The 24958-nt window shown below is 64.9% G+C and carries 20 protein-coding genes; 6 read left to right on the forward strand and 14 right to left on the reverse strand.

What is annotated here, in order from left to right:
- Positions 1 to 81 precede the first annotated feature (81 nt).
- The 8 genes from csiR to SPH52_RS06650 all read right to left on the reverse strand — a co-directional run bounded on the left by csiR (position 82) and on the right by SPH52_RS06650 (position 8108).
- Entirely contained in the window at positions 82 to 771 is a 690-nt protein-coding gene (gene csiR / locus SPH52_RS06615) for a DNA-binding transcriptional regulator CsiR (RefSeq protein WP_411794212.1), read from the reverse strand.
- A gap of 122 nt (positions 772 to 893) precedes the next feature.
- On the reverse strand, positions 894 to 1508 hold the full coding sequence (locus tag SPH52_RS06620; RefSeq protein WP_411794213.1) for an ABC-type transport auxiliary lipoprotein family protein: 615 nt from the start codon (positions 1506 to 1508) through the stop codon (positions 894 to 896).
- Positions 1505 to 2443 carry an MlaD family protein gene (locus SPH52_RS06625; RefSeq protein WP_411794214.1) on the reverse strand — a complete coding sequence of 313 codons (939 nt, stop codon included), beginning with the start codon at positions 2441 to 2443 and terminating at the stop codon, positions 1505 to 1507. The genes SPH52_RS06620 and SPH52_RS06625 overlap by 4 nt, the downstream gene beginning before the upstream one ends.
- On the reverse strand, positions 2443 to 3249 hold the full coding sequence (locus tag SPH52_RS06630) for an ABC transporter ATP-binding protein (protein WP_411794215.1): 807 nt from the start codon (positions 3247 to 3249) through the stop codon (positions 2443 to 2445). The genes SPH52_RS06625 and SPH52_RS06630 overlap by 1 nt, the downstream gene beginning before the upstream one ends.
- Positions 3246 to 4340 (reverse strand): MlaE family ABC transporter permease, encoded by a 1095-nt coding sequence (locus SPH52_RS06635; protein ID WP_411794544.1) that lies wholly within the window; start codon positions 4338 to 4340, stop codon positions 3246 to 3248. The genes SPH52_RS06630 and SPH52_RS06635 overlap by 4 nt, the downstream gene beginning before the upstream one ends.
- A gap of 134 nt (positions 4341 to 4474) precedes the next feature.
- Positions 4475 to 5284, reverse strand: coding sequence for an IclR family transcriptional regulator (locus tag SPH52_RS06640; RefSeq protein WP_411794216.1), 810 nt, complete (start codon positions 5282 to 5284; stop codon positions 4475 to 4477).
- A gap of 72 nt (positions 5285 to 5356) precedes the next feature.
- On the reverse strand, positions 5357 to 6565 hold the full coding sequence (locus tag SPH52_RS06645) for a 3-oxoadipyl-CoA thiolase (protein ID WP_411794217.1): 1209 nt from the start codon (positions 6563 to 6565) through the stop codon (positions 5357 to 5359).
- Positions 6566 to 6584: 19 nt separating this feature from the next.
- Entirely contained in the window at positions 6585 to 8108 is a 1524-nt protein-coding gene (locus SPH52_RS06650) for a 3-hydroxyacyl-CoA dehydrogenase (RefSeq protein ID WP_411794218.1), read from the reverse strand.
- A gap of 198 nt (positions 8109 to 8306) precedes the next feature.
- Here SPH52_RS06650 and SPH52_RS06655 point away from each other — a divergent pair, with 198 nt between their 5' ends.
- The 4 genes from SPH52_RS06655 to SPH52_RS06670 are packed head-to-tail and all read left to right on the forward strand — an operon-like array spanning position 8307 to position 12869.
- Positions 8307 to 9458, forward strand: a complete 1152-nt coding sequence (locus tag SPH52_RS06655; RefSeq protein ID WP_411794219.1) for an acyl-CoA dehydrogenase family protein — start codon at positions 8307 to 8309, stop codon at positions 9456 to 9458.
- Positions 9458 to 11059 (forward strand): class I adenylate-forming enzyme family protein, encoded by a 1602-nt coding sequence (locus SPH52_RS06660; protein WP_411794220.1) that lies wholly within the window; start codon positions 9458 to 9460, stop codon positions 11057 to 11059. Before SPH52_RS06655 ends, SPH52_RS06660 begins: the two co-directional genes overlap by 1 nt.
- Positions 11056 to 11481 carry a PaaI family thioesterase gene (locus SPH52_RS06665; RefSeq protein WP_411794221.1) on the forward strand — a complete coding sequence of 142 codons (426 nt, stop codon included), beginning with the start codon at positions 11056 to 11058 and terminating at the stop codon, positions 11479 to 11481. The genes SPH52_RS06660 and SPH52_RS06665 overlap by 4 nt, the downstream gene beginning before the upstream one ends.
- Positions 11478 to 12869: a hypothetical protein gene (locus SPH52_RS06670; protein WP_411794222.1), complete on the forward strand. Its 1392-nt coding sequence runs from the start codon at positions 11478 to 11480 to the stop codon at positions 12867 to 12869. The genes SPH52_RS06665 and SPH52_RS06670 overlap by 4 nt, the downstream gene beginning before the upstream one ends.
- An 11-nt stretch (positions 12870 to 12880) precedes the next feature.
- On the opposite strand, the gene SPH52_RS06675 is transcribed toward SPH52_RS06670, so the two are convergent.
- The 4 genes from SPH52_RS06675 to SPH52_RS06690 all read right to left on the reverse strand — a co-directional run bounded on the left by SPH52_RS06675 (position 12881) and on the right by SPH52_RS06690 (position 19567).
- The gene (locus SPH52_RS06675) at positions 12881 to 14308 is read right to left on the reverse strand and encodes an enoyl-CoA hydratase/isomerase family protein (RefSeq protein WP_411794223.1); all 1428 of its coding nucleotides are present in this window, start codon (positions 14306 to 14308) and stop codon (positions 12881 to 12883) included.
- A 55-nt stretch (positions 14309 to 14363) separates the two neighbouring features.
- Positions 14364 to 16388, reverse strand: a complete 2025-nt coding sequence (locus SPH52_RS06680; RefSeq protein WP_411794224.1) for a TRAP transporter permease — start codon at positions 16386 to 16388, stop codon at positions 14364 to 14366.
- Positions 16389 to 16452: 64 nt separating this feature from the next.
- Complete coding sequence (locus SPH52_RS06685; RefSeq protein WP_411794225.1) at positions 16453 to 17613, reverse strand: TAXI family TRAP transporter solute-binding subunit; 1161 nt, start codon at positions 17611 to 17613, stop codon at positions 16453 to 16455.
- Positions 17614 to 17854: 241 nt separating this feature from the next.
- The gene (locus SPH52_RS06690) at positions 17855 to 19567 is read right to left on the reverse strand and encodes a SulP family inorganic anion transporter (RefSeq protein ID WP_411794226.1); all 1713 of its coding nucleotides are present in this window, start codon (positions 19565 to 19567) and stop codon (positions 17855 to 17857) included.
- Positions 19568 to 19688: 121 nt separating this feature from the next.
- On the opposite strand from SPH52_RS06690, the gene SPH52_RS06695 reads away from it, so the two are divergent.
- Both SPH52_RS06695 and SPH52_RS06700 read left to right on the forward strand, forming a co-directional pair.
- Positions 19689 to 20963, forward strand: coding sequence for an O-acetylhomoserine aminocarboxypropyltransferase/cysteine synthase family protein (locus SPH52_RS06695; RefSeq protein ID WP_411794227.1), 1275 nt, complete (start codon positions 19689 to 19691; stop codon positions 20961 to 20963).
- Between the two features lie 192 nt (positions 20964 to 21155).
- A complete protein-coding gene (locus SPH52_RS06700; RefSeq protein WP_411794228.1) occupies positions 21156 to 22748 on the forward strand; it encodes a methyl-accepting chemotaxis protein in 1593 nt (530 codons plus the stop codon).
- Between the two features lie 16 nt (positions 22749 to 22764).
- Here the strand turns inward: SPH52_RS06700 and SPH52_RS06705 are convergent, their stop codons facing one another.
- Positions 22765 to 23910: an FAD-dependent oxidoreductase gene (locus tag SPH52_RS06705; protein WP_411794229.1), complete on the reverse strand. Its 1146-nt coding sequence runs from the start codon at positions 23908 to 23910 to the stop codon at positions 22765 to 22767.
- A gap of 4 nt (positions 23911 to 23914) precedes the next feature.
- Complete coding sequence (rarD, locus tag SPH52_RS06710) at positions 23915 to 24853, reverse strand: EamA family transporter RarD (protein WP_411794230.1); 939 nt, start codon at positions 24851 to 24853, stop codon at positions 23915 to 23917.
- Positions 24854 to 24958: the final 105 nt, after the last annotated feature.

A 24958-nucleotide genomic window follows, 5' to 3' on the forward strand; every position in this document is an offset into this window, starting at 1 on the left:
CGACAGCGCATGACAGGATGGTGACGTGAGGGCGAGCGGACGCCCCGGCAAGGATTCCAAGCTGGGCTTTCAAGCCGGATTTCAAGCAAGGCCGCGGCGGGTCATCACTTCGGTGATGATGGGAACCGGCGTCATCAGGTGCTCACGCATCATGTCGGCGGCGCGTACCGCCTGGCGTTCGAGGATGACCTCGACAAGGGCGGCGTGTTCCTGGCGCTTGCGCTCCAGCGCTGCCTCGGAAAAGACCGTCTCGCACAGCCACAGGTGGCGATAACGCTCGACTTGATCGAACAGGCTGTCGCGCACCTGCAGCAGGTGAGGAGAGCGACATCCGCTCACGATCGCCGTATGAAAGGCCTTGTGCCGTGCATCCCAGACATCCAGCAGCTCGTCAGGGGAGTTCACCTCCATGACCTTGGACAGAGTATGCGTCGTGGCCAGGATGTCGGCCTCCCAGCCGTCGTCGCCGCGCTCGATGGCAAGCTTGAGCAGCAGCCCTTCGAGCTGGGCTCGTGCATCGTAGAGATCGTTGAGCTCGGCCAGTGACATGGGCGCAACCCGGTAGCCACGCTGGCTGATGGCCACCACCAACCGCTCGGCGACGAGCTGGGAGAGGGCTTCGCGCAGTGGTCCGATACCCAGGCCATAGCGCTCCTTGAGCCGGCTCATCAACAGCTTCTCACCGGGCTGGAAGACGCTGCGAATGATGTCGTGCTTGAGCCAGCTGTAGGCGCTGATACCAAGGTTCTGGCGTGGCGTATCCATCGTCATTTGTCGTTGTTCCCTAGCATTTGCCGAGCATGATAACCAACCGCTACCGTTACTGGTAAGCACTCGACATTCATGCGAGATATCTGTATTCACCACAGGCCGCTTGGCTTGGCAACGCTAGCTCAGCGCTGGTCCATCTGCGTTGCAGTCCAGTCGACCAGTTCACGTGCCAGCCTGTCCGCCGCCGCACCGAAGGCGTCGACCACGGCGGGAATGGCTTCGCTCGCCACCTGCTGCTGCTGGACGAAGCGCCGGCTGGCCAGGACTCGCTGCGAGCGGGTGCCGATCAGCCTGACGTCGAGGCGTAGCGTTGCCACGGGCAGGCCATCGACATATTCGCTGTGGAAGGTGCGCAGGTCACTGAGCAGCTCCAGGTCGGTCGACACGGAGGCATCGTCATGCACCAGATGAGTGATGCGGCCGTCGTCCTGGAAGGCATCGAGCAGTCGGTTGCGCATGATCTGCGGCATGTCGTCTGCCCAACGTGCGCCTTCATAGACCCGGGGCTGGTTGGGCAGCGGCACGACGAGGATCCGTGAGCTATCGAGCAGGCCGCTGGCACGCGGCGTTGCCAGGCGCAGGGTCGCTTCGATTCGCTGTTCCGCATGGCGGGAGGGTTCGAGACTGTGAGCCGGGAGTTCATACAGGGTGACCGGGGTGCGTTCCGGCACCAGATTGCAGCCGGCCAGTGACAGGACGATTGCCATCACGGCAGGCAGGGGCAGACGATGCCTCATGGGCTGAACTCCTCGATCCGTTCGCGTCCCAGCAAGAAGGCGCGCGGATTTTCCTCAAGACGACGCACCAGGCGGTTCAGTGAAGAGAGCGTATTACGCAGTTCCAGCGTTGCGGGCCCCAAGCCCTGCACGCCGCGCAGCCCGCTCTCCAGGGCGCCCTGATTGTTTTCCAGCAGCGACTCCAGACTCTGTGCCGTACGCGCCAGGCTGGTGGTGACCTGACGGGCATCCACCAGCATGCCTTCCGCATGACCTTGCATCATGTCCCCGGTGCGGCCGGCCAGGCCGCGGATCTCGGCAAGCGCGCGAGCCGCCTCCCGGGACACTTCGTTCAAGTGCTCGACCAGTCGTCCCGGTGCGTCACCGAGATTGGCCAACTGGGCCGTGGTGCGCTCCAGGTTGGCCAGTATCCGCTCGACGTTGTGCACGTTCTCTTCCGAAAGTACTTCCTCCAGCCGCGACAGCACGCGATTGACGTTGCCCAGCAGTTCCTCGCTGTCGCTGAGCATGGCGCTCAGCGGTGACTGGTCGGCGGTGATACGTGGGGGCTGGGTGCCACGGGTGACCAGAAGCGGGCTATCCGGGGTACCTCCGTGCAGCTGTATGGACATGCTGCCGGTGATGTTGGCCAGCGCCAAGCGTGCACGGGTGTCCTGGCGGATCGGCACTTGGCTCTGCACGCGAATGAGCGTCAGGACATTGCGTGGATCGGTGGGGTCGAGGCGCAGATTGACCACCTCACCGACGCGCACACCGCTGTACTCTACGGCGTTGCCTTCCGACAGGCCGCTGACCCCATGGTTGAAGAGAACCTCGTACTGGGTATAGGCCTGGTCGCGCGTGCTCTGGTTGAGCCAGAGAGCGAACAGCGCCCCGCCGACGGCCGCCAGTACGACGAACAGACCGATCACGACGTGGTGCGCGCGGGTCTCCATCAGCGTTCCCTCCTTGTTGGTGGTGAATGGCGTTGTGCTGCCTGGCTGGCGGCGCGCCCCCTCGGCCCGTGGAAATAGTCGTGTATCCAGGGGTCGTCGGTGGCTTCTACCATGGGCAGCGAATCGGCCACCAGGACGCGTTTGTCGGCTATCACGGCGACCCGGTCACAGCTCGAGTACAGCGTATCGAGATCGTGAGTGACCAGGAAGACGCTGAAGCCGAGGGCGTCGCGCAGGGTCATGAGCAGCTTGTCGAAGGCGGCAGCGCCGATCGGGTCGAGGCCGGCGGTGGGCTCGTCGAGGAACAGCACCTCGGGGTCGAGAGCCAGGGCGCGAGCGAGCGCGGCTCGCTTGATCATCCCACCGGAGAGCTCCTCCGGTTTGAGCCGGGCTGAATCGGGCGGCAGCCCGGCAAGCGCCAGCTTGACCCGGGCGAGGCGCTCGGCGTCGGCACGCGACAGGCCGGCATGTTCGATCAGCGGCAGAGCGACGTTTTCCTGCAGGTTGAGCGAGGAGAACAGGGCCCCGCGCTGGAACAGCACGCCGAAGCGTCGCTCGACGCTGGCCCGGCGAGCGGCGGGCAAACGCTGCAAGTCTTCGCCGAAGACCCGGACGGAGCCGCCGTCGGGCTGCTTGAGGCCGACGATGCTGCGCAGGAGCACCGACTTGCCGGTACCGGAGCCTCCCACCACGCCGAGAATCTCGCCGCGCCGGATGTCCAGGTCCAGGCCGTCGTGCACGACATGAGAGCCGAAACGGTTGACCAGACCGCGAATCTCGACAATGGCATCGCCCGTTGGGTTCACCAGCCCATCTCCATGAAGAACAGCGCCGCCAGCGCATCGAGCAGGATCACCATGAAGATCGACTGAACCACGCTCGAGGTCGTGTGCTCCCCTACTGACTGAGCGCTCGCGCTGGCCTTGAAGCCTTCCAGGCAACCGATTACGGCGACGAGGAAGGCGAACAGCGGCGCCTTGCTCATGCCTACCAGGAAGTGGCGCAGAGGGATGTCGCGCTGCAGGATGGTGAGGAACTGGGTAGGCGTGATGTCGAGTGCGAAGGCACACACCAGCGCCCCACCCAGCATGCCACTGAGCATGCCGATCAGGGTCAGGATCGGCAGGCTGATCATCATCGCCAGCACCCTGGGCAGTACCAGCAGTTCGATGGGGTTCAGCCCTTGGGCGCGCAGTGCGTCGAGCTCCTCGTTGGCCTTCATGGAACCGATCTGGGCGGTGAAGGCGCTGGCGGTACGACCGGCCAGCAGAATGGCTGCCAGCAACACGCCGAACTCGCGCAGGAAGGAGTAGGTCACCAGATTGACGGTATAGATGGTCGCGCCGAAATCGCGCAGCACGGTGGCGCCGAGGAAGGCCACTACGGCGCCGACGAGAAAGGTGAGCAGAGCCACAATGGGAATGGCATTGAGTCCGCTCTGCTGGACGTGCGCCACCAGCGAGGTGACCCGCCAACGCCAGGGCGTGACCAGCGTGGCCAGCAGCGTGCTCAGCGTCAGCCCGATGAAGGCAACGAGCTTGAGCTGCTGTTTCGCAAGCTGCTCGACTACCTGCCCAAGTCCGGCCAAAGCGGCCAGCGGGTTGCTACGTGGCGACGGCGGGGCGAACGGAGGAGTGCGGGTGGCATTGGCGACTGCCTCGAGCAGCGCCTGGCGTTCGGTCGGCAGGTTCGGTGCCCACTGACCGATGTCGCGCACGGTTTCGGGGCCAAGCAGGTCGACCAGCAGGGCGGCGCCGGAGGTGTCCAGTTCACCGAGCTGCTGCAGGTCGACCGATTCGGCCTCGTGGATCTTGGCCACGGCTTCCCGCAGCCTGGCATAGTGCGGCAGCGTCCAGTCGCCAACGGCTCTCAGACGATGGGCATCCTGCACCAGCATGCCGGGACGCGAAGCGGTGTCGGGCATGGCGAGTCGTCCATCTCTCTCTGCAAATGGTGCCCTTGGGGGCATCTCACCATCACTATATCGTCATAAGCCGTTAGGCGACAGCAGGCTGCCTGCCGCTGCAACTGCTAGTGGGCATTGCCATGCTGCAATTCGGCAAGTATGCGCCTTGCCACTTCCTTGAGCCGCGGGCCGAGATTGTCGACCATGATCGAGTGGCCGAGGCGGTGTGCCGCGCCACCGCAGTTGATGGCCATCACCTCGGCGCCGTCCTCGAGAATGAGAGGGGTGGCCACGGCGCTGATCTGGGACTGCCAGTCGCCTTCGGAAAGGCAGAAGCCATAGCGGGCGTAATCCTCCTGGCTGCGCCGGATGCCCTTCTCGAGTGCAGGCCAGTCCTTCCCGTGCGCCTTGGCGAGTTCCGCGATGACCGCCTCGCGGCGAACTTCGGGAAGGCCGCAAAGCCAGGCGCGGCCGATCGCCGTGGTCGCCATCGGTAGCCGGGACCCCACGTCGAGCCGCACGATCAGCGGGCCGCTGCCGTGGCAACTCTCGATGTACATGATGTCGTTCTTGTCGGCTGCCCCCAGGCTGACGTTGCAGTCGGTCGCCTCGGCGAACTGCTGCATGAAGGGCCGGGCAATCTCGCGAATACCCTGGTTGGCCAGGAAGCGGTAGCCCAGCGCCAGGATACCCGGACCCAGGCGGTACTTTTCCAGGCGGGTGTTGTGGCGCAGGTAGCCTAGCTGGGTCAGCGTATAGGTCAGGCGCGAAACCGTAGGCCGTGGGATGCCGGTGCGGCTGGAGAGTTCCGCGTTGCCCAGGTACTCCTCGCCGGTACCGAAGGCGCGCAGCAACTCCAGGCCACGGGCCAGGGCGGTGACGAAGTTGCGATCCTTGGCCGGAGATACCTCTTCCAGCGGTGCAGGCTTGTTCATTTGCAGTTCCCTGTCGCGAGATCGTGTGGCGAAGTATCGCATATCGCCCTGAGGCACGGAGCCTGGAGCCGATTAGACGTCCAGGCGCTCGATGATGCAGGCGATGCCCTGGCCAACGCCGATGCACATGGTGACCAGGGCGAAGCGGCCATTCCTGGCCTCGAGCTGGCGCAGCGCGGTCAAGGCCAGGCGCGCGCCCGAAGCGCCGAGCGGGTGGCCGATGGCGATGGCGCCGCCGTTGGCATTGAGGCGTTCGTCCTCTGGGGCGATGCCCAACTGCTTGACGCACCCCAGCACCTGAACGGCAAAGGCCTCGTTGATTTCGATGACATCCATCTGCTCGAGTTTCAAACCGGCACGCTCCAGCACCTTGTGGCTGGCGGGCACCGGCCCCAAGCCCATCACGCGGGGCGGAACCCCGGCCACGGCGCTGGCGACGATGCGCGCTCGTGGGGAGATTCCAGCGCGTTCGCCGGCCGCCAGGCTACCGACGATCAGCGCCGCGGCGCCATCGTTGAGCCCCGAAGCGTTGCCCGCAGTGACCACGCCACCCTCGAACAGCGGGCCGAGCCGCGCCAGTTTATCGGCATCGGTGCCCGGACGTGGGTGCTCGTCGCGATTCACCATCAGCGGTGGCTGCTTGCGCCCTTGGGGCACCTCGACAGCGAGCAGTTCGTCGTCATAGAAACCCCGGGCCAGCGCCTCGGCATAGCGAGCCTGGGAGCGGGCGGCAAAGGCGTCGCTGGCGTCGCGGCCGATGCCGAGGTCGTGGGCCACGTTGTCGGCAGTCTCGGGCATGCTGTGGCTGCCGTACTCGCGGGCAATCCAGGGATTCGGAAAACGTGAGCCGATCACGGTGTCGTACAGCGGCTGGTTGCGAGCGAAGGGCGACTCGGCCTTGCCCAGCACGTAGGGGGCGCGGGACATCGACTCCACGCCACCGGCGAGAAACAGCTCGCCCTCGCCAAGGCGTGTGGCGCGGGCGGCGTCGATCACCGCGGCGAGCCCGCTGCCGCACAGGCGATTGACCGTCTGCGCCGCGACCTCCACCGGCAACCCAGTCAGCAGCCCGGCCTGGCGAGCCACATTGCGCGAGTCCTCACCGGCCTGGTTGGTACAGCCGGCCAATACCTCTTCATAGGCCTCTGTGGCGAAGGCGTTGCGCTCGACCAGTGCCTTGAGCACCTGGCCGAGCAGGTCGTCGGGGCGCACCGCAGCCAGGCTGCCGCCGTGGCGGCCGAAGGGCGGACGCAGGCCGTCGTAGATATAAGCGTCTTGCATGGCAAACTCCTTGAAGGCTTCAAGCCGCTGTCAGCGGCAGGCCGAGAGTGGCGCGGCGGCGCAGCCAGGGGCTGGCGCGGTAGCGGGGGTCGCCGGAAGCGGCCAGCATGTTGTCGAGAATCGTGAGGATCCGGCGGCTGCCGTAGTGGTCGCCCATGGACAGGGGGCCGCGGGGATAGCCCAAGCCCAGTTCCACGGCGCGATCGATGGTCTGTGGCTCGGCCACGCCCTGCTGGGCGATCTCGCTGCCGACGTTGACGATGCACGCCACCACTCGCTGCAGCACGAAGCCGTTGCTGTCGGCGAGAGCGCTGACCGGCGTGCCGTCGTGACCGAACAGCGCCATGGCGGCGGCGCGAATTTCATCGCAAGTCATCGGGGTGGTCATCAAGCTGCGACGCTTGGCGAGACCGGCCAGCATGTCGACTGCCACGCAGCGCTCCGCCGGCAGGCCCAGGCGCAAGGCGCAGGCGGTAGCATCTTCGCCCAGCGGGGCGAGCAGGCAGAGCGCGTCCGGCGAAGGCGTATCAGCGCTGTCCAGCGGCCAGCCGGCCTGGGTTACCAGCTCAGTGAGCTGTCGACGGGCATCATCGTCCTCGGCGCCAACCCAGACGGCGCGCGGTTCGGCCTGGGGCAGTGGCGGCTCCTCGGGTACCTGGGGTTTGCCATCGACATAGCGATAGAAGCCTTCGTCGCTCTTGCGCCCGAGCAGGCCGGCCGTCAGCCGCTGGCGGGTCAGCGGTGAGGGGCGAAAGCGCGGCTCCTCATAGTACTGGTGGTAGATCGATTCCATCACCGCATGGGAAACGTCGAGCCCGGTGAGGTCGAGCAGGGCGAACGGCCCCATGCGAAAGCCGCCTTGATCGACAAGGATGCGATCGATGGTGGCGTGGTCGGTGACGCTCTCGCCGAGGATACGCAGCGCCTCGGTGCCGAAGGCGCGTCCGGCATGGTTGACCAGGAAGCCCGGCGTATCGGTGGCGCGGGCGGTGAAGTGCCCCATGGCCTGACCCAGCGCCTCGACCCGCTCGGTCACCTTGGCATCGGTGCGCAGCCCCGGGATCACCTCGACGATTTTCATCAACGGGACCGGATTGAAGAAATGGAAACCGATCACCCGCTCGGGACGGCGGCAGGCCGAAGCAATGGCGGTCACCGACAGCGACGAGGTGTTGGTGGCCAGTACCGCCTGGTCGTCGAGGATCGCCTCGAGTTCGATGAAGAGAGCCTGCTTGACCTCGAGTTTCTCGACGATGGCTTCGACGACGATTTCGCACTCCGCCAGCTCGTCTAGGGAGGCGGCTTCCTTCAGGCTGGCGCGATAACGTTCGGCGTCGGCCTCGCTCAGGCGCTGCTTCTCCACGCCGCGGGACCACAGGTCGGCAATGAATTGCTGGGCTTCGGCCACGGCACCTTCACGCAGGTCGTGGAGATAGACGGTTACGCCGGCCTGGGCGGCGATCTGGGCGATCCCTCTTCCCATGGCGCCAGTGCCGACGATCCCCAGCGTTCGGAACGGGGCTGGCGGTGAGCCATTCGGCATGTTTGATCCTCCAAGAGTTGTTTTTTATTCCGCATAGCGAAACATAATTCCGTATATTGACTGCCATCCTAGGCTATGCAAGAGTTCCTGACAATAAAGTGCGGTCTCTGATTCTGCTATGCGAAACAAAGCAGATAGGGCCCGACATTTCAAGGGCCCGCCATTCCGGGTCGTCCGCTGTCTTCGTGAGGACATACCATGATTCGCGATCCCGAACTGCTCGATCAGCTCATCGATACCATTTCCCGCTTCGTGCGTGAGCGTCTGATCCCGAACGAGGCGAGGCTGGCGGAAGAGGATGAAGTACCGCAGGAGCTGCTCGAGGAAATGAAGGAGATAGGCTTGTTCGGCCTGTCGATTCCCGAGCAGTACGGCGGCCTGGGGTTGACCATGGAGGAAGAGGCCATGGTAGCGATGGAGCTCGGCAAGACCTCGCCGGCCTTTCGCTCGGTGTTCGGCACCAATAATGGTATCGGCGCCCAGGGCATCCTGATCGACGGCACTCCGGAGCAGAAGGCCAGGTACGTACCGCGCCTGGCCACCGGTGAGCTGCTCAGCGCCTTCTGTCTCACCGAGCCCGATTCCGGCTCCGACGCAGCGAGCCTGCGAACCGCTGCGGTGCGCGACGGCGACCACTACGTGCTCAACGGCACCAAGCGCTTCATCACCAACGGCCCCGAGGCCGACGTCTTCACCGTGATGGCGCGCACCGATCCAAGCAACAAGGGCGCCGGCGGCATCACGGCCTTCATCGTCGAGGGAGACACGCCGGGCCTCAAGCGCGGCCCTGCGGACAACAAGATGGGGCAGAAAGGCGCTCATACCTGCGACATCATCTTCGAGGACTGCCGGGTGCCGGCCGAGAACATCATCGGCGGTCGCGAGGGGCAGGGTTTCAAGACTGCAATGAAGGTGCTCGATCGTGGCCGCCTGCATATCTCGGCGGTGTGCGTGGGCGTGGCCGAACGCCTGGTCGAGGAGTCGCTGAACTACGCCATCGAACGCAAGCAATTCGGCGTACCGCTGGCCGAGCATCAGTTGATCCAGGCGATGCTTGCCGACAGCAAGACCGAGGCCTACGCCGGGCGCACCATGGTGCTCGATGCCGCGCGGCGCAAGGACGCCGGCGAGAACGTCTCCACCCTGGCGTCGTGCTGCAAGCTGTTCTGCGCCGAAATGGTGGGACGGGTAGCGGACCGAGCGGTGCAGGTACACGGCGGCGCGGGCTACATGGCCGAATATGCGGTGGAACGCTTCTACCGCGACGTACGCCTGTTCCGCATCTACGAGGGTACTACCCAGATTCAACAGGTGGTGATTGCGCGCAACATGGTGCGGGAGGTGAGCTGATGGCGCTGGCGGTGACGCGTCGGGCGCCTGACGAGGAGATCTTCGGCCGCCTGGCAAGCGACTTGGTGGCCGAGCTGCCGGAGCGCTTGAGTACGCGGGTGCTCGAGAACGCCGAGCGCCTGGGCGACGAACCGGCACTGGTCGACGGCGAGGTGCGCTGGTGCTACGACGAGCTGGGGCGAGAGATCCGCACCGCCGACGAGTGGCTAGACACGCTGGGTATCCGCCCTGGCGATCGCATCATGGCCGTGAGCGAGAATTGTCGGGCGCTGGTCGTCCTGCTGCTGGCGGCGAGTGAGCGCGACGCTTGGGTGGCCATCGTCAATTCCCGCCTCACCGCTCAAGAGGTCGATGCCATTCGCGACAACTGCCAGCCGCGACGGGTGTTCTATACCAGTGCGGCATCGCCGGACGCCGAGGCCCACGGCGAGCGGCATGGCGCGGATGCTTTCGACCACCCCAGCCTGGGCCGGTTGAGGCTTTCGCAGCTGGCAGAAGTCGAGCCCGAGCCGGTCGCGGCCGGCGGCGGCGATCAGGTTGCGGCGATGATCTACACCTCCGGGACCACCGGGACGCCCAAGGGAGTGATGCTCACCCACCGAGGCATCCTGTACATCGCCGCTCTTTCGGGCGGTATGCGCCACCTCTGCGCAGGCGAGCGGGTCTACGGCGTGCTACCGATGTCCCACGTGTTCGGCCTGTCGTCGGTATGCATGGGGTCGCTCTACAATGGCGCTTGTCTCCATACCGTGCCGCGCTTCGATGCCTCCGCCATGCTGGCGGCCCTGGTGCATGAACGTATCACTGTACTGCAAGGCGTACCGGCCATGTTCGCGCGTACGCTGGAGTTTCTGCGTCGCGAAGGGCGGCCGCTGGAGGCGCCGGCCTTACGCTACATCTCCGCCGGCGGCTCCCCGCTTGACGGCGACCTCAAGCGCCGCGTCCAGGCCCTGTTCGGCCTGACGCTGCACAACGGCTATGGTCTCACCGAGGCGAGTCCGACCATCAGCCAGACGCGCATCGACGACTGCTTCGACAACAATACCGTGGGGCGCGTGCTGCCGCTGCTGGAGTATCGCCTCGAGCCGCTGGGCGATGCCGGCTCGGACGAACCGAATCATGCGGGAGCCGGTGAGCTGTGGGTGCGCGGTCCCAACGTGATGAAAGGCTACTTCCGCCAGCCGGCGGCCACCCGCGCCTGTCTCACCGAGGAGGGCTGGCTCAATACCGGCGACATTGCTCGCTTCGATGAAGACGAACGGTTGTACATCGTCGGCCGCAGCAAGGAGCTGATCATCCGTTCCGGCTTCAACATCTACCCGCCGGACGTCGAGGCGGTGATCAACGAGCACCCGGACGTTACGCTGTCGGCAGTGGTGGGGCGCCAGGTCGACGGCAACGAGGAGGTGGTTGCCTTCGTTCAGTGCGAGCCCGGCGCCAGGGTTGACGAAGAGGAGCTCAAGGCCTTCGTCGCCGAGCGCTTGGCGCCCTACAAGCGGCCCTCGCGACTGGTATTGATGGATGCTTTGCCGGCTACCGCCAGCGGCAAGATACTCAAGGGTCGCCTGCGCGAACTGGCCAATCGGGAGGGGGGAGCATGAACGATGACGGTCAGTCGGTCTTGATGGGCTACCACGAGCTACTGGGCATGCGGGTGGTGGAGTGGTCGGAAGGGTACGCGGTGGTCGAGTTGCGTGCCGATGCCAAGCACCTCAACCGCAGCGGCATCGTCCATGGCGGTGTGCTGACCTCCATGCTCGACAGCGCCCTGAGCCTGGCCGGACTCTACTGCGAGCTGCCCGGGCGAGTGCGCCGCGGCATGACGCTGTCGCTGGCGACTACTTTCGTCGCGCCCGCCGGCCCAGGCGTATTGAGAGCGACGGGCAGCGTGCGCGGAGGAGGGCGCAAGGTCTTCATGGCCAGCGGTGAAGTCACCGATGCCAAGGGCGGCCTGCTGGCCATGGCTGAAGGGGCGTTCCGCCGCCGCAGTGGCAGCGAGTCGCTGGAGGGAGTGCCCGAGTGACAACGGCGCGGCTACGCGCCGGCCTGCTGGCACTGGTGACCCTGACGACCCTTGGCCACTTGATGTTCGTGAGCGCCTGGCTGCAGGGGCTGGGAGCATTGGCTTTGGCCGCCTACCTGATCTCGCTGGGCGCGCAGCTTTCGTCCATGGCGCGCTGCCTTCTCGTTGCCGCCGCCGTACTCACGGTGGTCGCGCTGTGGCACGTCGAGGCTCCCGGCCAGCTGCTGTTCGAGGCAGCCGGCCGCTTCGCCTTCTTTGCCACCTTCGTGGTGGCGCTCAGCCTGCTGCGCCTGCCGGCCTACCGCTCGCGACTGGTGCGCCGCTGCGGCGAGGCCATGCTGTTGCAGCCACCCGGGCGCCGCTATCCGATTCTCTCTGCCGGTTCGGCGCTGTTCGGCATCATCCTCAATATCGGCGTGCTCAATCTGTTTGCCGGCATGATCGAGAAGAGCAATACCCTGGCGGCAGCGCAAGGACGTGACTGGGTGCGCGAGGCACGCCAGCGGCGGATGATGCTGGCTCTGCTGCGCGGCTTCTCGCTCGCTCCGCTGATCTCGCCAATGGGCATCGGCGTGGCGGTAGTGCTCTCCAACCTGCCCGAGCTACGCTGGCTCGATCTCGCCCCCTACGTGATCGGCGCGGCACTGGTCATCTTCCTGGTGGGGTGGGGTATCGATCATCTCACCGGCCCGCACCCCGCCGCGCGCCAGGCCGAGCGGACGCCCCCCTCGCTGGTGCCGCTGGGGTGGTTCTGCCTGCTGCTGCTGGGCATCGTCTCGCTGGTATTCCTGCTGGCCTGGGCGCTGCAGGTCCGGCTGCCCATCGCTGCCCTGATGGGAGCGCCGCTCGGCGCGATCAGTTGGCTTGCCTGGCAGCGCCGTCGCCTGGGTATGCTCGGGGTGCCGGCGGCGCTCGCCAGCCTGCATCGGCAGCTGCCGTGGCTGCTGGCACCGAGCGCCAACGAGGTGGTGGTGCTCGGTGCGGCAGGTTATCTGGGGCATCTGTGCGTGGCGTTGGTACCGATCTCCAGCCTCGGTCCGCTCATGATGATCGTGGAGCCCCTGGGGGCTGCCAACGCCGTGCTGGCGATGCTGCTGGTGGTGGGGCTGGCCCAGGTCGGGATCAACCCCATCGTCACCGTGACGCTGCTCGTCGGGTTGCTGCCGACACTGCCCATCGAGGGGCTATCACCGGCACTGCTCGGCGCTTCACTGATGGTAGGCTGGGCACTGGCGCTGATGTCGTCGCCCATGACGGCCTCGATGCTGATCCTGTCGCGCTTCACCGGGGTTGCCTCGACCCGCATCGGTTATCGCTGGAACGCACGCTTTCTGCTGGCTTGCATCCCGTTGCTCGCCGGCTGGTTCCTGCTCGCTGCCTGGTATTAGCTCCGAGGCCTTCAACTGCGTTGCTCTTCGATCGCCAATGTGGCCTGACGATGCGGGCCGCCCAGGTGGCGTGGGTAGCCGAGCACCTCGATGGCCAGTAGGTCGATGTCGCCTCCGCGATAGGCCCAGCCGCGATCGGCCAGCATCAGGCTGGCAGCTTCCAAGGCAGCATGCGGATTGGCAACGTCGTCGCTTGCGGCTTTTGACAGGGTGGCGAGCAGGCTGCCCTGGCGGCTGACCACGACTCCCTGACGCAGTGCCTTCAGCGCGTTGGCCGTGGCCTGCTGCTGCTCGGCACTGGCGCGTAGCATGATCAGCTCTGCCAGGCTGCCTTGGGCCGATACGACCAGTGCCAGGTCGGCGCCAAGGCTTTCAAGATCCACCGCGGCTTCCACGCCCAGAAGGGCGATGCTCAGGCAATGGGCTGGGCAGGTCGTGTCGGCTCCGGGGGCGATGAGGCAGGCCTGGGTGTTGTCGTCTGAGCGAGCGCTGAGTTCGATGCCGGCCCGCTCGGCTTTGCTCTGCAGACGTGCGAACAGCGGATGCTCGCCAAGCAGAGCGATACGTGTGAGGGCGGGTGTCCCACCAGCGTCGGGCACCTTGTGCGGGGCACGGGCGGCAAAGAAGGCATGGATCAACCCGGCCCGTTGGGGCGACTCCATGCAGTCGAGGAACAGCTCGCGCTCGCGGCGTAGGCCCTCGGTCAGGCTGCCTTCGCAACTGGCGGCAATCGCCTCGATGCAGCGGAACGGCGAATAGAGATCGGGCGCTTCGCTTTCCAGCTGGGCGCGGTAGCGCTCGATCGCCTCGGGGTCTGCGGCCGGCGACGGCAGCTCGCCGGTGATTCGCGGTGTACGGGTGCCGTCGGCGATTTCACGGGCGGCGGCCAGGCCTGCCTTCAGCGGGTCGTCGAAAGCGAGCACGGCATCGACGATACCCAGCGACAGTGCCTCGTCGGCGGCGACGAAGCGCCCACTGGTGATCAGGTCCAGCGCTGCCTCGATACCTGCCAGGCGTGGCAAGCGTTGCGTGCCGCCAGCGCCGGGCAATAGACCCAGCTTGACCTCGGGTAGTCCGACCTTTGTGCCTGGTAATGCCACGCGCAGCTGGCAGCCCAGTGCGACCTCGAGCCCGCCGCCCAAGGCCGTACCGTGCAGGGCGGCGACGATGGGTTTGGCGCTGTCCTCGAGGTGAGCGATCACCTGCGGCAGGATCGGTGCCTGAGGCGGCTTGCCGAATTCGCGGATATCGGCCCCGGCAATGAAGGTACTGCCGCGGGCAACCAGTACCAGTACACGGGCCTGGGGATCCTCGTTGCCTTGGTTGACGGCCTCGATCAGGCCCTGACGTACGGCTTGTCCCAAGGCATTGACCGGCGGGTTGTCGATGACGATCACGCCGATGTCGTCATGACGCTGGTAGGTAACGGGGGACGTCATGCTGGCTGGCTCCCTGTATCAGGCTTCGGTTCGAATGGATCGGGCATACGATAGCTCATGAGTCGATGGGAGGCGCCATTCTCGCCGTGCGCGGCCCAGCTCGGCGCTGGCTCCAGCGTGCCAGCAATACCGCAGGCATCAGTGCGACCAAGGCACCGACCAGCAGCTCCCACTGATTGAAAGGCACCATGCCGCCACCGGGCAGGGCGAACAGCAGGCCAGCTACCAGCACCAGGCCACGGGACGGGATTTCATGCAAGGCGCCGATACCGAGCCGGCCCACGCCGATCAGGTAGCCCTGCATGGCCGAGGCAAACAGCACGATGCCGACCAGTGCCTGGACGAAGACCAGTATGATCTGCCACGGCTCGCCCTGCATGATCAGCGCCGGGTTGAGTACGAAGAGGAAGGGGATGAAGTAAATCACGCTGCCCAGACGCATGGCCTGAAGGCCGGTGGCCATGGGACGCGCACCGGCCACGGTGGCGGCGGCGAAGGCGCCGAGCGCCACGGGTGGAGTGATGAAGCTGAGCATGCCCCAGTAGAGGATAAACATGTGCACCGCCATCGGGTCGAGCCCACCGCCCTGGATCAGTGCCGGAGCCAGTGCCACGGCGAGGAAGATATAGGCGGCCGTCACGGTCATGCCGATACCCAGCACGAAGCTGGTCAATGCGCCCATGATCAACAGCAGCGGCACGCTGCCACCGGCGATATGGATGAAGTCGTTGGCGATGGTGCCGGAAAGACCGGTCATCGACAGCGCGCCGACAAGCATACCGACGCCGGCCAGAATCGCGATCAGCTCGGCAAACAGCTTGGCCGCGGAGGAGAGCGACTCACCCAGCTCGCGCAGCCCCCAGCGGTTATGGCGTGAGAACTGGTTCAGCACCAGCAACAGCGCGGTGGCATAGAAGGGGGCCACGGCTTCGCGCTGCATCACCAGCAGCATCCACACCAGCAGGGCAAAGACGAAGATGAAGTACCAGCCCTCCTTGAGGGTCTGCACGAGCGAGGGAAGCTCTGCGGCGGGCAGACCTTTGATGTCGTGACGTGCGGCGTAGGCGTCGATCTGGATGAACAGGCCGAGGAAGTAGAGGATCGAGGGAATCACCGCGGCCAGCGCCACGGCGGCATAGGGTACGTCGAGGAACATCGCCATGACGAAGGCGGTGGCACCCATGACCGGCGGCATCAGCACCCCGCCGGTGGAGGCGCAGGCCTCGACGCCGCCGGCGAACGAGCGGCCCATGCCGATGCGGCGCATGGCGGGGATCGACAGCACGCCAGTGGTCAGCACGTTGCTGATCACGCTGCCGCTCATCGAACCCATCAGTCCGCTGGAGAAGATCGAAACCTTGGCCGGGCCGCCGCGTACGTGGCCCAGCAGGGCGAAGGCGAGATTGATGAAGAAGCGGCCGCCGCCGCTCTTCTGCAGCACGACGCCGAACACCAGGAAGCCGATGACCAGGCCGGCGAAGGCCTGCAGCGGTACGCCCATGATGCTCTCGGTGCTCATGGTGTGGTACATGGCGGTCTCCTCCAGGGTGGAGGGAAACGCCTGGATCGGTCCGGGCACGATGTCTGCCACCAGCGGGTAGAGCGAGAAGATGGCAACGATCACGGCAATGGGCCAGCCGCCGGCACGCCGGGCGGCCTCGATGATCAGCAGCCACCAGGCGTAGCTTGCCAGTATGGCCGTACCCGGGGCCGCAAAGGCCCAGCCGCGCTCGAGGATCGATTCGGCGTGATAGACGAAGTAGCCGCCGACGACCAGGGTGACGGCACTGAGCAGGTAGTCGTACCACGGCACCGGGCGATGCTGGAGCGACGGCACGGCCGGCCACAACAGGTAGACCAGCGGCAGCAGCAGAGCCACCACGGCATAGTAGAATTGCGTTTCCAGCCCGGTCACGAAGCGTAGCCAGCCGAGGTTGAACAGGTAGTCCAGCGTCATCGCCATCAGTACGGTCGTGACCGTGCCGGGTACCCAGCGCATGGCCTGTGGGAGCTGGCGAACGTGGTAAACCTTCTCTTTTATTTGCTGCGACGTATCGGGCGGTGAGCTGGCGGTGGTCATGACGGCATCCGTGAGGCGAAAAAGGGCGGCAGTGCCGCCCCAAAGTCAGTCGCTCGTTGAGCGATCACTCGAAGATCGGGTCGAAGCCGGCATCACGCAGGGCTGAGGCGCGTGCCTGCATCCAGGCTTCGTGGAACTCATCCTCACCGTCAGGGGCATCGGCAATGAAGTCGTCCCAGGTTTCGAGCAGCAGTTCCTGACGCTCGATCAGCCCGTCCTGATGCGCCTGCATCTCGTCGGTCCATTCGCCGATCTCCTTGTAGTACTCGACCACGGCATCATGGAAGGGCAACACCCAGGTCAGGTCCTGGTACTCCAAGGCATAGCCCACTGCCCCGGGGGCGGCATCCTTGTAGTCGTCGTAGTTGTCTTGGAGTGCCTTGATCAGGCCGTAGGCAACCTTGTCGTCGAGATCCTGGTTGGCCACCACGATTGGATAGGGATAGCTGGCGCTGGGCACGGGGTTGTCAGCGCTGACGTTGCCCGCCCCGGCGGTGACTTCATGCGGTTGGAAGTAGGGTGCCACTGCCAGCATGCGCTCCCAGCCTTCGGCATCGTCGGGGTCGAGTACCGGCCAGCTGATGCCGCGCGGGCTGCTGGCGAGCTGCTGCGCGGGAGGTGTCACGGTGGTAGTGAAGGAGGCATCGACATCGCCGGCGATGATGCCGTCGAACGAACGCGCATAGCCGGGGTAGTCGACGCGCTCGACGTCGTCCCAGGTCAGGCCGCCGAAGGCCAGATAGGCTTCGGTGCCCTTGTTCAGGGCGTCGTCACCGCGGATGTAAGCGATACGCTTGCCGGCCAGGTCGGCAGGGGTCTCGACGTCGAGGTCGCCGGCTACCGCCAGGGACAGGCCGAAGGAGGCGGTGGAGGTAGTGATTACGCGGATGGGCTGGGGTCCCCAGTCGCGGTCGGCAAACATCATCACGCCCTCGGCGCCGTAGTAGCTGGCGATGCCGCAGGCGCACAGGTCGACACGGCCCTGCTTGAGCGGTGTCATGCGCGAGACGTCGTTGTCGCCGGGCAGGATGCGTACCGAAGTGCCGTAGTGGTTCTGCAGCATGTTGCCGATGGCCACGGCCTGGGCGTAGCCGCTGGAATTGGTGCCGTAGGCGGTCCAGGCCATGGTGCGCGGCAGTTCGACTTCAGCAGCCTGGGACGTGGTGGCGGGAACCAGCGAGAACGGAAGGGCGACGACAATGAGTGAGCGGGACAGCTGGCGCATGGAGCGACTCCTGTAAAAGTGATTGTTGTTTTGCTGTGCGGTATTTGATTCCGAAACTGAACTCGATACTAGGAACCCCCCGTAGCGGTGTCAACGCAAGCTTGCCGATGAGTCGCCGCCTGCTTTCCGCTAGGCGGAATGCCGCTCGTGGAGGGGTAAAAACGTTCGACAAAAGAAAGGCTTGCCAAAGATCAGACAAGGCGGGGGAATAGCCGCTTCGACCAAGGTATAGGCGGCCCGGCTATTCAGAGGGGCGGGAGAGTTCGCGCCAGGCGGCATAGCTGCTGAGAAAGACTCGCCCCGTCATGTCGTCGAGGAAGTCGCTGCGCTTCAAGCGATCCATGACCGGCCCCTTCACTTCGGCCAGATGCAGGGTGACGCGAGAATCCTTGAGGCGGGCATTGATGGCGTCGAGACTCTCCAGCGCCGAGGCATCGATCAGGTTCACCGCCGAGCAGATCAGCACCACGTGCTCGAGCTCGGGACGGGTGGCCACGAGGTCATAGACGGTGTCCTCGAGGTAGCGGGCATTGGCGAAATAGAGGCTTTCATCGATGCGCAGCAGTGCCACATGGCTGGCAGTCTCGGTCTCATGGCGTGCGACGTTACGGAAGTGTTCGGTATCGGGAATACGCCCCACCAGCGCGCTGTGCGGCCGGCTGGTGCGATAGAGGAACAGGCCGATGGAGAGCGCCACTCCGCTGATGATGCCGGTTTCGACGCCTTCGACCAGCGTCAGCAGGATGGTGACCGCCATGGCCGAGAAATCGCTGCGCGAATAGCGCCAAGTCTGTCGGATCATGGGAATGTCGATCAGGGTGATGATCGATACGGTAATCGTCGCCGCCAGGGTGGCAATGGGCAGGTACTGGAGCGCCGGGGTGAGAAACAGCGTCACCGAACCGATGCCGATGGCGGCGAAGAGACCCGCCAACGGGGTCTGCGCGCCGGCATCGTGGTTGATCACGGTGCGGGTCAGCCCACCGGTGACCGGCATTCCCGCGGAAAAGGCGGCGGCAACATTGGCGCCGCCCAGGCCGATCAATTCCTGATTGGGCGAGATGCGCTCGCGCCGCCGGGCGGCCAGCATCTGTCCCATGGAGACGGACTCGACGAAGCCCACCACGCTGATCAGCAGTGCCGGCACCAGCAGTGCCTGCCACAGGGAGGCGTCGAAACCGGGCACGGTCAACGGCGGCAGGCCTTGGGGGACGTCGCCAATGACGGCGACACCGGCTTCGGCCAACTCGAAGTACCAGGTGGCAAACGTAGTCGCCAGCACGGCGAAGACAGGGCCGGCACGGGTAATGAGGTCGGCCAGGGGGCGGGGTAGGCCGAGGCGGCGCAGGGCCGGCCGGCCGTACTGCCGCAGCAGCAGCAGGAACAGCAGGCTACCACCGCCGATGGTCAGCGTCGGCAGGTGCAGGCCGGGCAGGCCTCGGGCGAGTTCCGCCACTCTGGGCAATAAATCACGTGCGCTGAGTTCGATGCCAATCAGGTATCCCACCTGGCTGGCGGCGATGAGAATACCCGATGCTGTCAGAAAGCCGGCAATGACGGGGTGGCTCAAGAAGTTGGCCACGAAGCCCATGCGCAGCAATCCCATGAACAGCAGGATCAGGCCCGATAGCAGGGAGAGCACCAGCGCCGCCTGCAGATACTCGGGTGTGCCCGGTGCGGCGACTCCCGACAATGCCGCCCCGGTCATCAGCGCAACAATGGCGACCGGCCCCACGGCCAGGGCCCGGCTGGTGCCCAGCAGGGCATAGATGATGGCTGGCAGCAGGCTGGCGTAAAGGCCCACGACAGCAGGCAGTCCGGCCAGCACGGCGTAGGCCAGCGACTGAGGTATCACCATCACGGTAACGATCAGGCCCGCCAGCACGTCGGCGCCGCCCAGACGACGATTGTAGTGGGGCAGCCAGGTAAGGATCGGCAGGTAGCGTCTGAGCATCCCGTCTCTTCGTCTCAGGGAGTGGGTACGCCCAGACTAAACGATATTGGTGGATGGGTTGAGTGTTGGTTAGCATCTGATGAAATACGCTGCACAACGACAACCACCGACAGGACACATCATGAAGCCCGAAACCATTGCCCTGCACCACGGCTACACCCCCAACGACCAGCACGCCGTGGCGGTGCCCATCCATCAGACCACTTCGTTTTCCTTCGACAGCGCCCAGCATGCCGCCGACCTGTTCGATCTCAAGGTCGAGGGCAACATCTACTCGCGTATCATGAACCCCACCTGCGCGGTGCTGGAGCAGCGCATTGCTGCACTGGAGGGGGGGATAGCCGGTCTGGCGGTGGCCTCGGGCATGGCGGCAATCACCTATGCGATCCAGACCATCGCCGAGGCCGGCGACAATATCATCTCGATCAGCGAGCTTTATGGTGGCACCTACAATCTGTTTGCGCATACCCTGCCACGCCAAGGTATCGAGGTGCGCTTCGCTGACAAGGACGATTTCGACGGTATCGAGTCGCTGATCGATGCCCGTACCAAGGCGGTATTCTGCGAGAGCGTCGGCAATCCTTCGGGTAGCGTTGTCGACATGGCAAGACTGGCAGAAGTCGCTCATCGGCACGGTGTGCCCGTGGTCGTCGACAATACCGTGCCCACACCCTTCCTGTGGCGACCGATCGAGCATGGTGCCGATATCGTTATCCATTCCGCGACCAAGTACATCGGCGGGCATGGCACGACGATCGGTGGCGTGATCGTCGACTCTGGCAAGTTTCCGTGGGCCGACCACCCTCAGCGCTTCCCGTTGCTCAACGAACCGGACGTCTCCTATCACGGCGTAAGCTACACCCGTGACGTGGGCGAGGCCGCCTTCATAGCGCGAGCCCGCGTGGTGCCGCTGCGCAACATGGGCGCGGCGCTCTCCGCTCAAGCGGCCTGGAATCTATTGCAGGGGCTCGAGACGCTGTCGCTGCGCATCGAACGCATCTGTGCCAACGCGCGCAAGGTGGCGGAGTACCTGGAGGAGCATCCGGCAGTGAACTGGGTGCAATACGCCGGCCTGCCTGGCCACAAGGATCATGCCCTTGCCCAGCGCTACATGAACGGTCACGCCTCAGGCATTCTCAGCTTCGGCATTCAGGGCGGACGCGAGGCGGGGGCACGTTTCTACGATGCGTTGAACATGATCCTGCGTTTGGTCAACATCGGTGATGCCAAGACCTGCTCGTCGATCCCGGCCTCGACGACCCATCGACAGCTCAACGATGACGAACTGGTCGCGGCCGGCGTGAGGCCCGACATGGTGCGGCTATCCATCGGCATCGAACACGTCGACGACATCATTGCCGATCTCGAACAGGCGATCGCTGCCAGCCAGGCTTGAGCATGTGGGCCGCCCTTGTAAGGGGCGGCCTGAGCTTCAGGCGGATCCAGGCAAGCTACAAAAGGATTCTATCGGCTCCAAGGTCAATGACTTGAGTCGTGCTTTCGTCTCTCAGGCCAAAGTGGTGATGCGAATATTGCTTACATGGCGTTAATCTCACGAAACTCCCCAATAACAAAGAGACGAGACGTCATGCGGATCTTGATGCTCCTACTGGCCGCGGTTTCGCTTGCCGGTGGATTTTTCCTTTCCTATACGAGCGGTGTGGGCTGGCAGGCCTTCGGTGGGCTCGGTCTTGGGGTTGTGGCCGGTGTTGCGATGGCGCTGAGCGGCATGGCGGCTGTTTACCGAGCCGATGCCGAAACACTTGCGCATGGCCGTCTCCATGCTTGGCTGCCTGTCACTCGCGACTATCTCTCCCTGCGCCAGATGTCCCATGGCCTGATTCGTCAGGCCAGCGCCACGGCCATCGCTTCCGCCGAGGTTTCCCATCACGCCGACCGCATGGACCAGCGACTGGAGCGGCAGGAGCAGACCGTTCGTGAAGCCTCATCAAGCATGGCGGCGATCACTGCGGCGATAGAGCAAGTAGCTGTCAGCGCTTCCAACGTGGCTACCCTGGCCAGCCGATCACGGGATGCCAGCCACGTCAGCCGCGAGTCGCTCGATCAGGTAATCGAAGAGATGCAGGCCCTGGCCGAGCGCTCCGAGGAGGCACTGGAACTGCTCAACGTATTGAGCCAGAAGGCGGACAGTGTGCGCCACGTGACCTCCCTGATCGAAGAGATTGCCGAGCAGACCAACCTGCTTTCGCTCAATGCCTCGATCGAAGCTGCCCGGGCCGGTGAGCATGGCCGTGGCTTCGCCGTGGTGGCAGGCGAGGTACGCCAGCTCGCCGGGCGTACCGCGGATGCCACACGTAATGTCGAAGCGCTGGTTGGGGACATCGGCGACAGCAGTCACCGTGTGGTCGACACTATCGGTCATCTGATGCAGCGGGTGGGCGACCGGGCCAAAGAGATGAGCAAGGTGGGTGAGCAGCTCACCGAGATGACGGGGCATTTCGATCAGGTAGAAGGCGAGATCCGTTCCATTGCCGAGGCTATGGAGGACACCAACCGGCATTCCCAACGCGTGGCCGGCACGCTTTCCACCTTGGAAGAAGATGCCGAGCAGGGTAACCGTGACATGCACGGACTGGCCAGCCAGGCACGTGCCCTGATGGCAGGGGCCGAGGGGGTCGATGCGGCGCTTGCCCAGCAGCGCCTCGAGGGACGCCACCAGCAGGTATTCGAAGCGGCGCGTCAGGCTGCGAGAAAGCTCGGTTCACTGCTCGAATCCGCCATCAAGCAGGGCGAACTCGATGAGCAGATCCTCTTCCATGCCACCTACACGCCGATCCCTGGTACCAACCCCCAGCAGTTCGAGACCGGTTTCGTCCACTACACGGACGAGCATTTTCCCAGCGTGCAGGAGCCCCTGCTGGAGCGACTGGGCGTTGCCTACGCTATCGGTATCGACCGCCGCGGTTACATTCCCACTCACAACATGCAGAGCAGCAAGCCGCCTACAGGCAACTATGATCACGACCTGAAGTTCTGCCGCAACCGAAGGATCTACGAGGACACGACCGGCCAGCGCTGCGGCACGCACGAACAGACCCTCTTGCTGCAGACCTACAAGCGCGATACGGGCGAAATCATGCACGACCTTTCCGTACCGATCTACGTGGGGGGCAAGCATTGGGGTGGCTTCCGCGTGGGCTACAAGCCGGAGACAGCCTGAATCGATCGCGCCGGATTCAACACCGATACTGAGTCATGAACCGACCATCCAGCCAGCGTTTCCAGCGCAGGCTGAGGCGGCCGGCCCACCACAGGCGGCCACGAAACGCCAAGCCTTGGCCTTGGCCAAGATCGAGAATGCTCAGGGCCTTGCTCTGGGGTACATAGCATTGTAGCGAGTGGTTGCCCAGGCGAGCAGCGAGGTTGGTCAGCAATACCGGCGCTTGTCGCACTCCGTAGACGCCAAGGCGGGGCAGGATATGGTCGACCATGGCAGCACAGTCGCCGGCGGCGAATATGTCCGGGTGGTCCACGCTCTGCAGAGTGCTCCGTACTGCCACGCCTCGTCCGGCAATCAGCGTCAGGCCGAGGCGCTCGAGTACCGCTGGGGGCGCCAAGCCGCAGGCATGCACGATATGGTCGCACTCGAGCAGCCCAAGGTTATCCTGCCCGGCTACGTTCTCTTCGGCTACCAGCACTCCTTCGCGATGATGAGCGACGGCGCTCAGGCCGCTGCGCAGCTGGATGCCAAGGCGGTGCAAGTGTCGTTCCAGCCAGCGCTGCGCGCCAGCCGGGGCACTCGCCAGCAGGGTACTGTCGCGGTTCACCAGCGTGATCGCTGCCTGTGTTCCGTATTCCGCTGTCAGCGCACGAAGATTGCAGGCTACCTCCACACCGCTGGCCCCGCCCCCCACCACCACGATCCGCGGATGCTCGCCTCGACGGCAGGCACCGAGCAGGCGTTGACGCAGCGCCACGAGCTGCTGGATCGGCTTGACCGTCCAGACCACTGGGCCATCGGGTACGGCCGGGAGAGCGAGTGCGGATGAGCCGACGTTGAGCGAAAGCAGGTCGAAGGGGAGTGTGCGGCCGTCCTCCAGGTGCACTCGGCGTCCAGCGATATCGAGTTGTGCAAGGCGCCCCCTGGCATGGTCGAGGCGATAGCGATGGGCGAGCCGCACGGGATCGATGCGGTCCAAACCGGGAGCATGAGCACCACCCAGCACGCCCGCAGCCATACCTGAATACCAGAAGCTGCCCGGGTCGACGACCGTCAGTTCGGCGTGCGGAAGGCGCGCGCGGTGGCGCATGAGGTGGAGATGGGCATGGCCCGCACCTATCAGCAGAATGCGCGGAGGGTGCCCTTCGCTCGTCTCCGCCATGATCTCAGCTCCGCTCTCCTGGCTGGGGGGCACCGGCCGGGGCCAGGGGGGAGCGCATGCGGCCGTTCCATGCCGACCAGGAATAGAGTCCCAGGCTGGCCCATATCAGTATGAAGGTGGCGAGCTGTACCGGCGAGAGCGGTTCGCGGAATACCAGCAGTGCGATGAAGAACTGGATAGTGGGATTGATGTACATCAGGAAGCCCAGCGTTGCGAGGCGTAGGCGACGAGCCGCCCCGGCGAAGGCCAGCAGCGGCAGGGCAGTGATCACACCACTCGCCACCAGCAGCAGCGTGATGACAGGCCCACTCATGAAATGGGAGAGGTCGGCTGCGCTGAGCCAGGCCAGCGCCATCAGCCCCAGTGGCAGCAGCAGCAGGGTTTCGGCAAAGAGCCCCGAAAGTCCATCGAGGGGCACCTGTTTGCGCAACAGGCCATAGGTGCCGAAGGTCAGCGCCAGCGTCAGGCTGATCCATGGCAGCTCACCCAGCAATAGCAGTTGGATAGCAATGGCCAGGCCGGCCAGCCCTACGGCAATGCGCTGCAACCCGGCCATGGCCTCGCGCAGTACCAGCATGCCCAGCGCGACGTTGACCAGCGGGGTGAGGAAGTAACCCAGGCTGGCCTGGAACACCTGGCGGGTCTCCACTGCATAGATATAGAGCCCCCAGTTGGTGGCGATCAGCACGGCGCAGCCGAGCACTCGCCCCAGCCGCCTCGGCTCGGCAAACGCCTTGCGAATGGGGGCCCAGCGCTTCAGCAGGGTCACCAGGCCCACCAGGAACAGGCAAGACCAGATGATACGATGGATCAGCACTTCAAAGGCGGGGACACCATCGAACAAGGCAAAGAACAGCGGAAAGCAACCCCACATGACATAGGCGGTCAGGCCGAAGCCGACGCCGCGCGCGGCTTCACGATCGCTCGATAACTGCAGGGACATACCGGATACTCTGATGAAGTGACGCTACAATTTAGCAGCCTATTGAATCCAGCTCCATGGTCTCTAAACATACGCGTAAGAGGCGCTGAACCGGGCTGACGTCGC

It is taken from the genome of Halomonas sp. A29 (assembly GCF_046723295.1).
Taxonomy (GTDB): domain Bacteria; phylum Pseudomonadota; class Gammaproteobacteria; order Pseudomonadales; family Halomonadaceae; genus Halomonas.

Excerpts from the sequence above, each read along its gene's own strand:
- SPH52_RS06685 (WP_411794225.1), bottom strand. The coding sequence starts at position 17,613 with ATGCGCCAGCTGTCCCGCTCACTCATTGTCGTCGCCCTTCCGTTCTCG.
- SPH52_RS06660 (WP_411794220.1), top strand. The coding sequence starts at position 9,458 with ATGGCGCTGGCGGTGACGCGTCGGGCGCCTGACGAGGAGATCTTCGGC.
- SPH52_RS06695 (WP_411794227.1), top strand. The coding sequence starts at position 19,689 with ATGAAGCCCGAAACCATTGCCCTGCACCACGGCTACACCCCCAACGAC.
- SPH52_RS06640 (WP_411794216.1), bottom strand. The coding sequence starts at position 5,284 with ATGAACAAGCCTGCACCGCTGGAAGAGGTATCTCCGGCCAAGGATCGC.
- SPH52_RS06690 (WP_411794226.1), bottom strand. The coding sequence starts at position 19,567 with ATGCTCAGACGCTACCTGCCGATCCTTACCTGGCTGCCCCACTACAAT.
- SPH52_RS06635 (WP_411794544.1), bottom strand. The coding sequence starts at position 4,340 with ATGCTGGTGCAGGATGCCCATCGTCTGAGAGCCGTTGGCGACTGGACG.
- SPH52_RS06620 (WP_411794213.1), bottom strand. The coding sequence starts at position 1,508 with ATGAGGCATCGTCTGCCCCTGCCTGCCGTGATGGCAATCGTCCTGTCA.
- SPH52_RS06645 (WP_411794217.1), bottom strand. The coding sequence starts at position 6,565 with ATGCAAGACGCTTATATCTACGACGGCCTGCGTCCGCCCTTCGGCCGC.
- SPH52_RS06705 (WP_411794229.1), bottom strand. The coding sequence starts at position 23,910 with ATGGCGGAGACGAGCGAAGGGCACCCTCCGCGCATTCTGCTGATAGGT.
- rarD (WP_411794230.1), bottom strand. The coding sequence starts at position 24,853 with ATGTCCCTGCAGTTATCGAGCGATCGTGAAGCCGCGCGCGGCGTCGGC.
- SPH52_RS06650 (WP_411794218.1), bottom strand. The coding sequence starts at position 8,108 with ATGCCGAATGGCTCACCGCCAGCCCCGTTCCGAACGCTGGGGATCGTC.
- SPH52_RS06625 (WP_411794214.1), bottom strand. The coding sequence starts at position 2,443 with ATGGAGACCCGCGCGCACCACGTCGTGATCGGTCTGTTCGTCGTACTG.
- SPH52_RS06665 (WP_411794221.1), top strand. The coding sequence starts at position 11,056 with ATGAACGATGACGGTCAGTCGGTCTTGATGGGCTACCACGAGCTACTG.
- SPH52_RS06675 (WP_411794223.1), bottom strand. The coding sequence starts at position 14,308 with ATGACGTCCCCCGTTACCTACCAGCGTCATGACGACATCGGCGTGATC.
- SPH52_RS06700 (WP_411794228.1), top strand. The coding sequence starts at position 21,156 with ATGCGGATCTTGATGCTCCTACTGGCCGCGGTTTCGCTTGCCGGTGGA.
- csiR (WP_411794212.1), bottom strand. The coding sequence starts at position 771 with ATGACGATGGATACGCCACGCCAGAACCTTGGTATCAGCGCCTACAGC.
- SPH52_RS06655 (WP_411794219.1), top strand. The coding sequence starts at position 8,307 with ATGATTCGCGATCCCGAACTGCTCGATCAGCTCATCGATACCATTTCC.
- SPH52_RS06680 (WP_411794224.1), bottom strand. The coding sequence starts at position 16,388 with ATGACCACCGCCAGCTCACCGCCCGATACGTCGCAGCAAATAAAAGAG.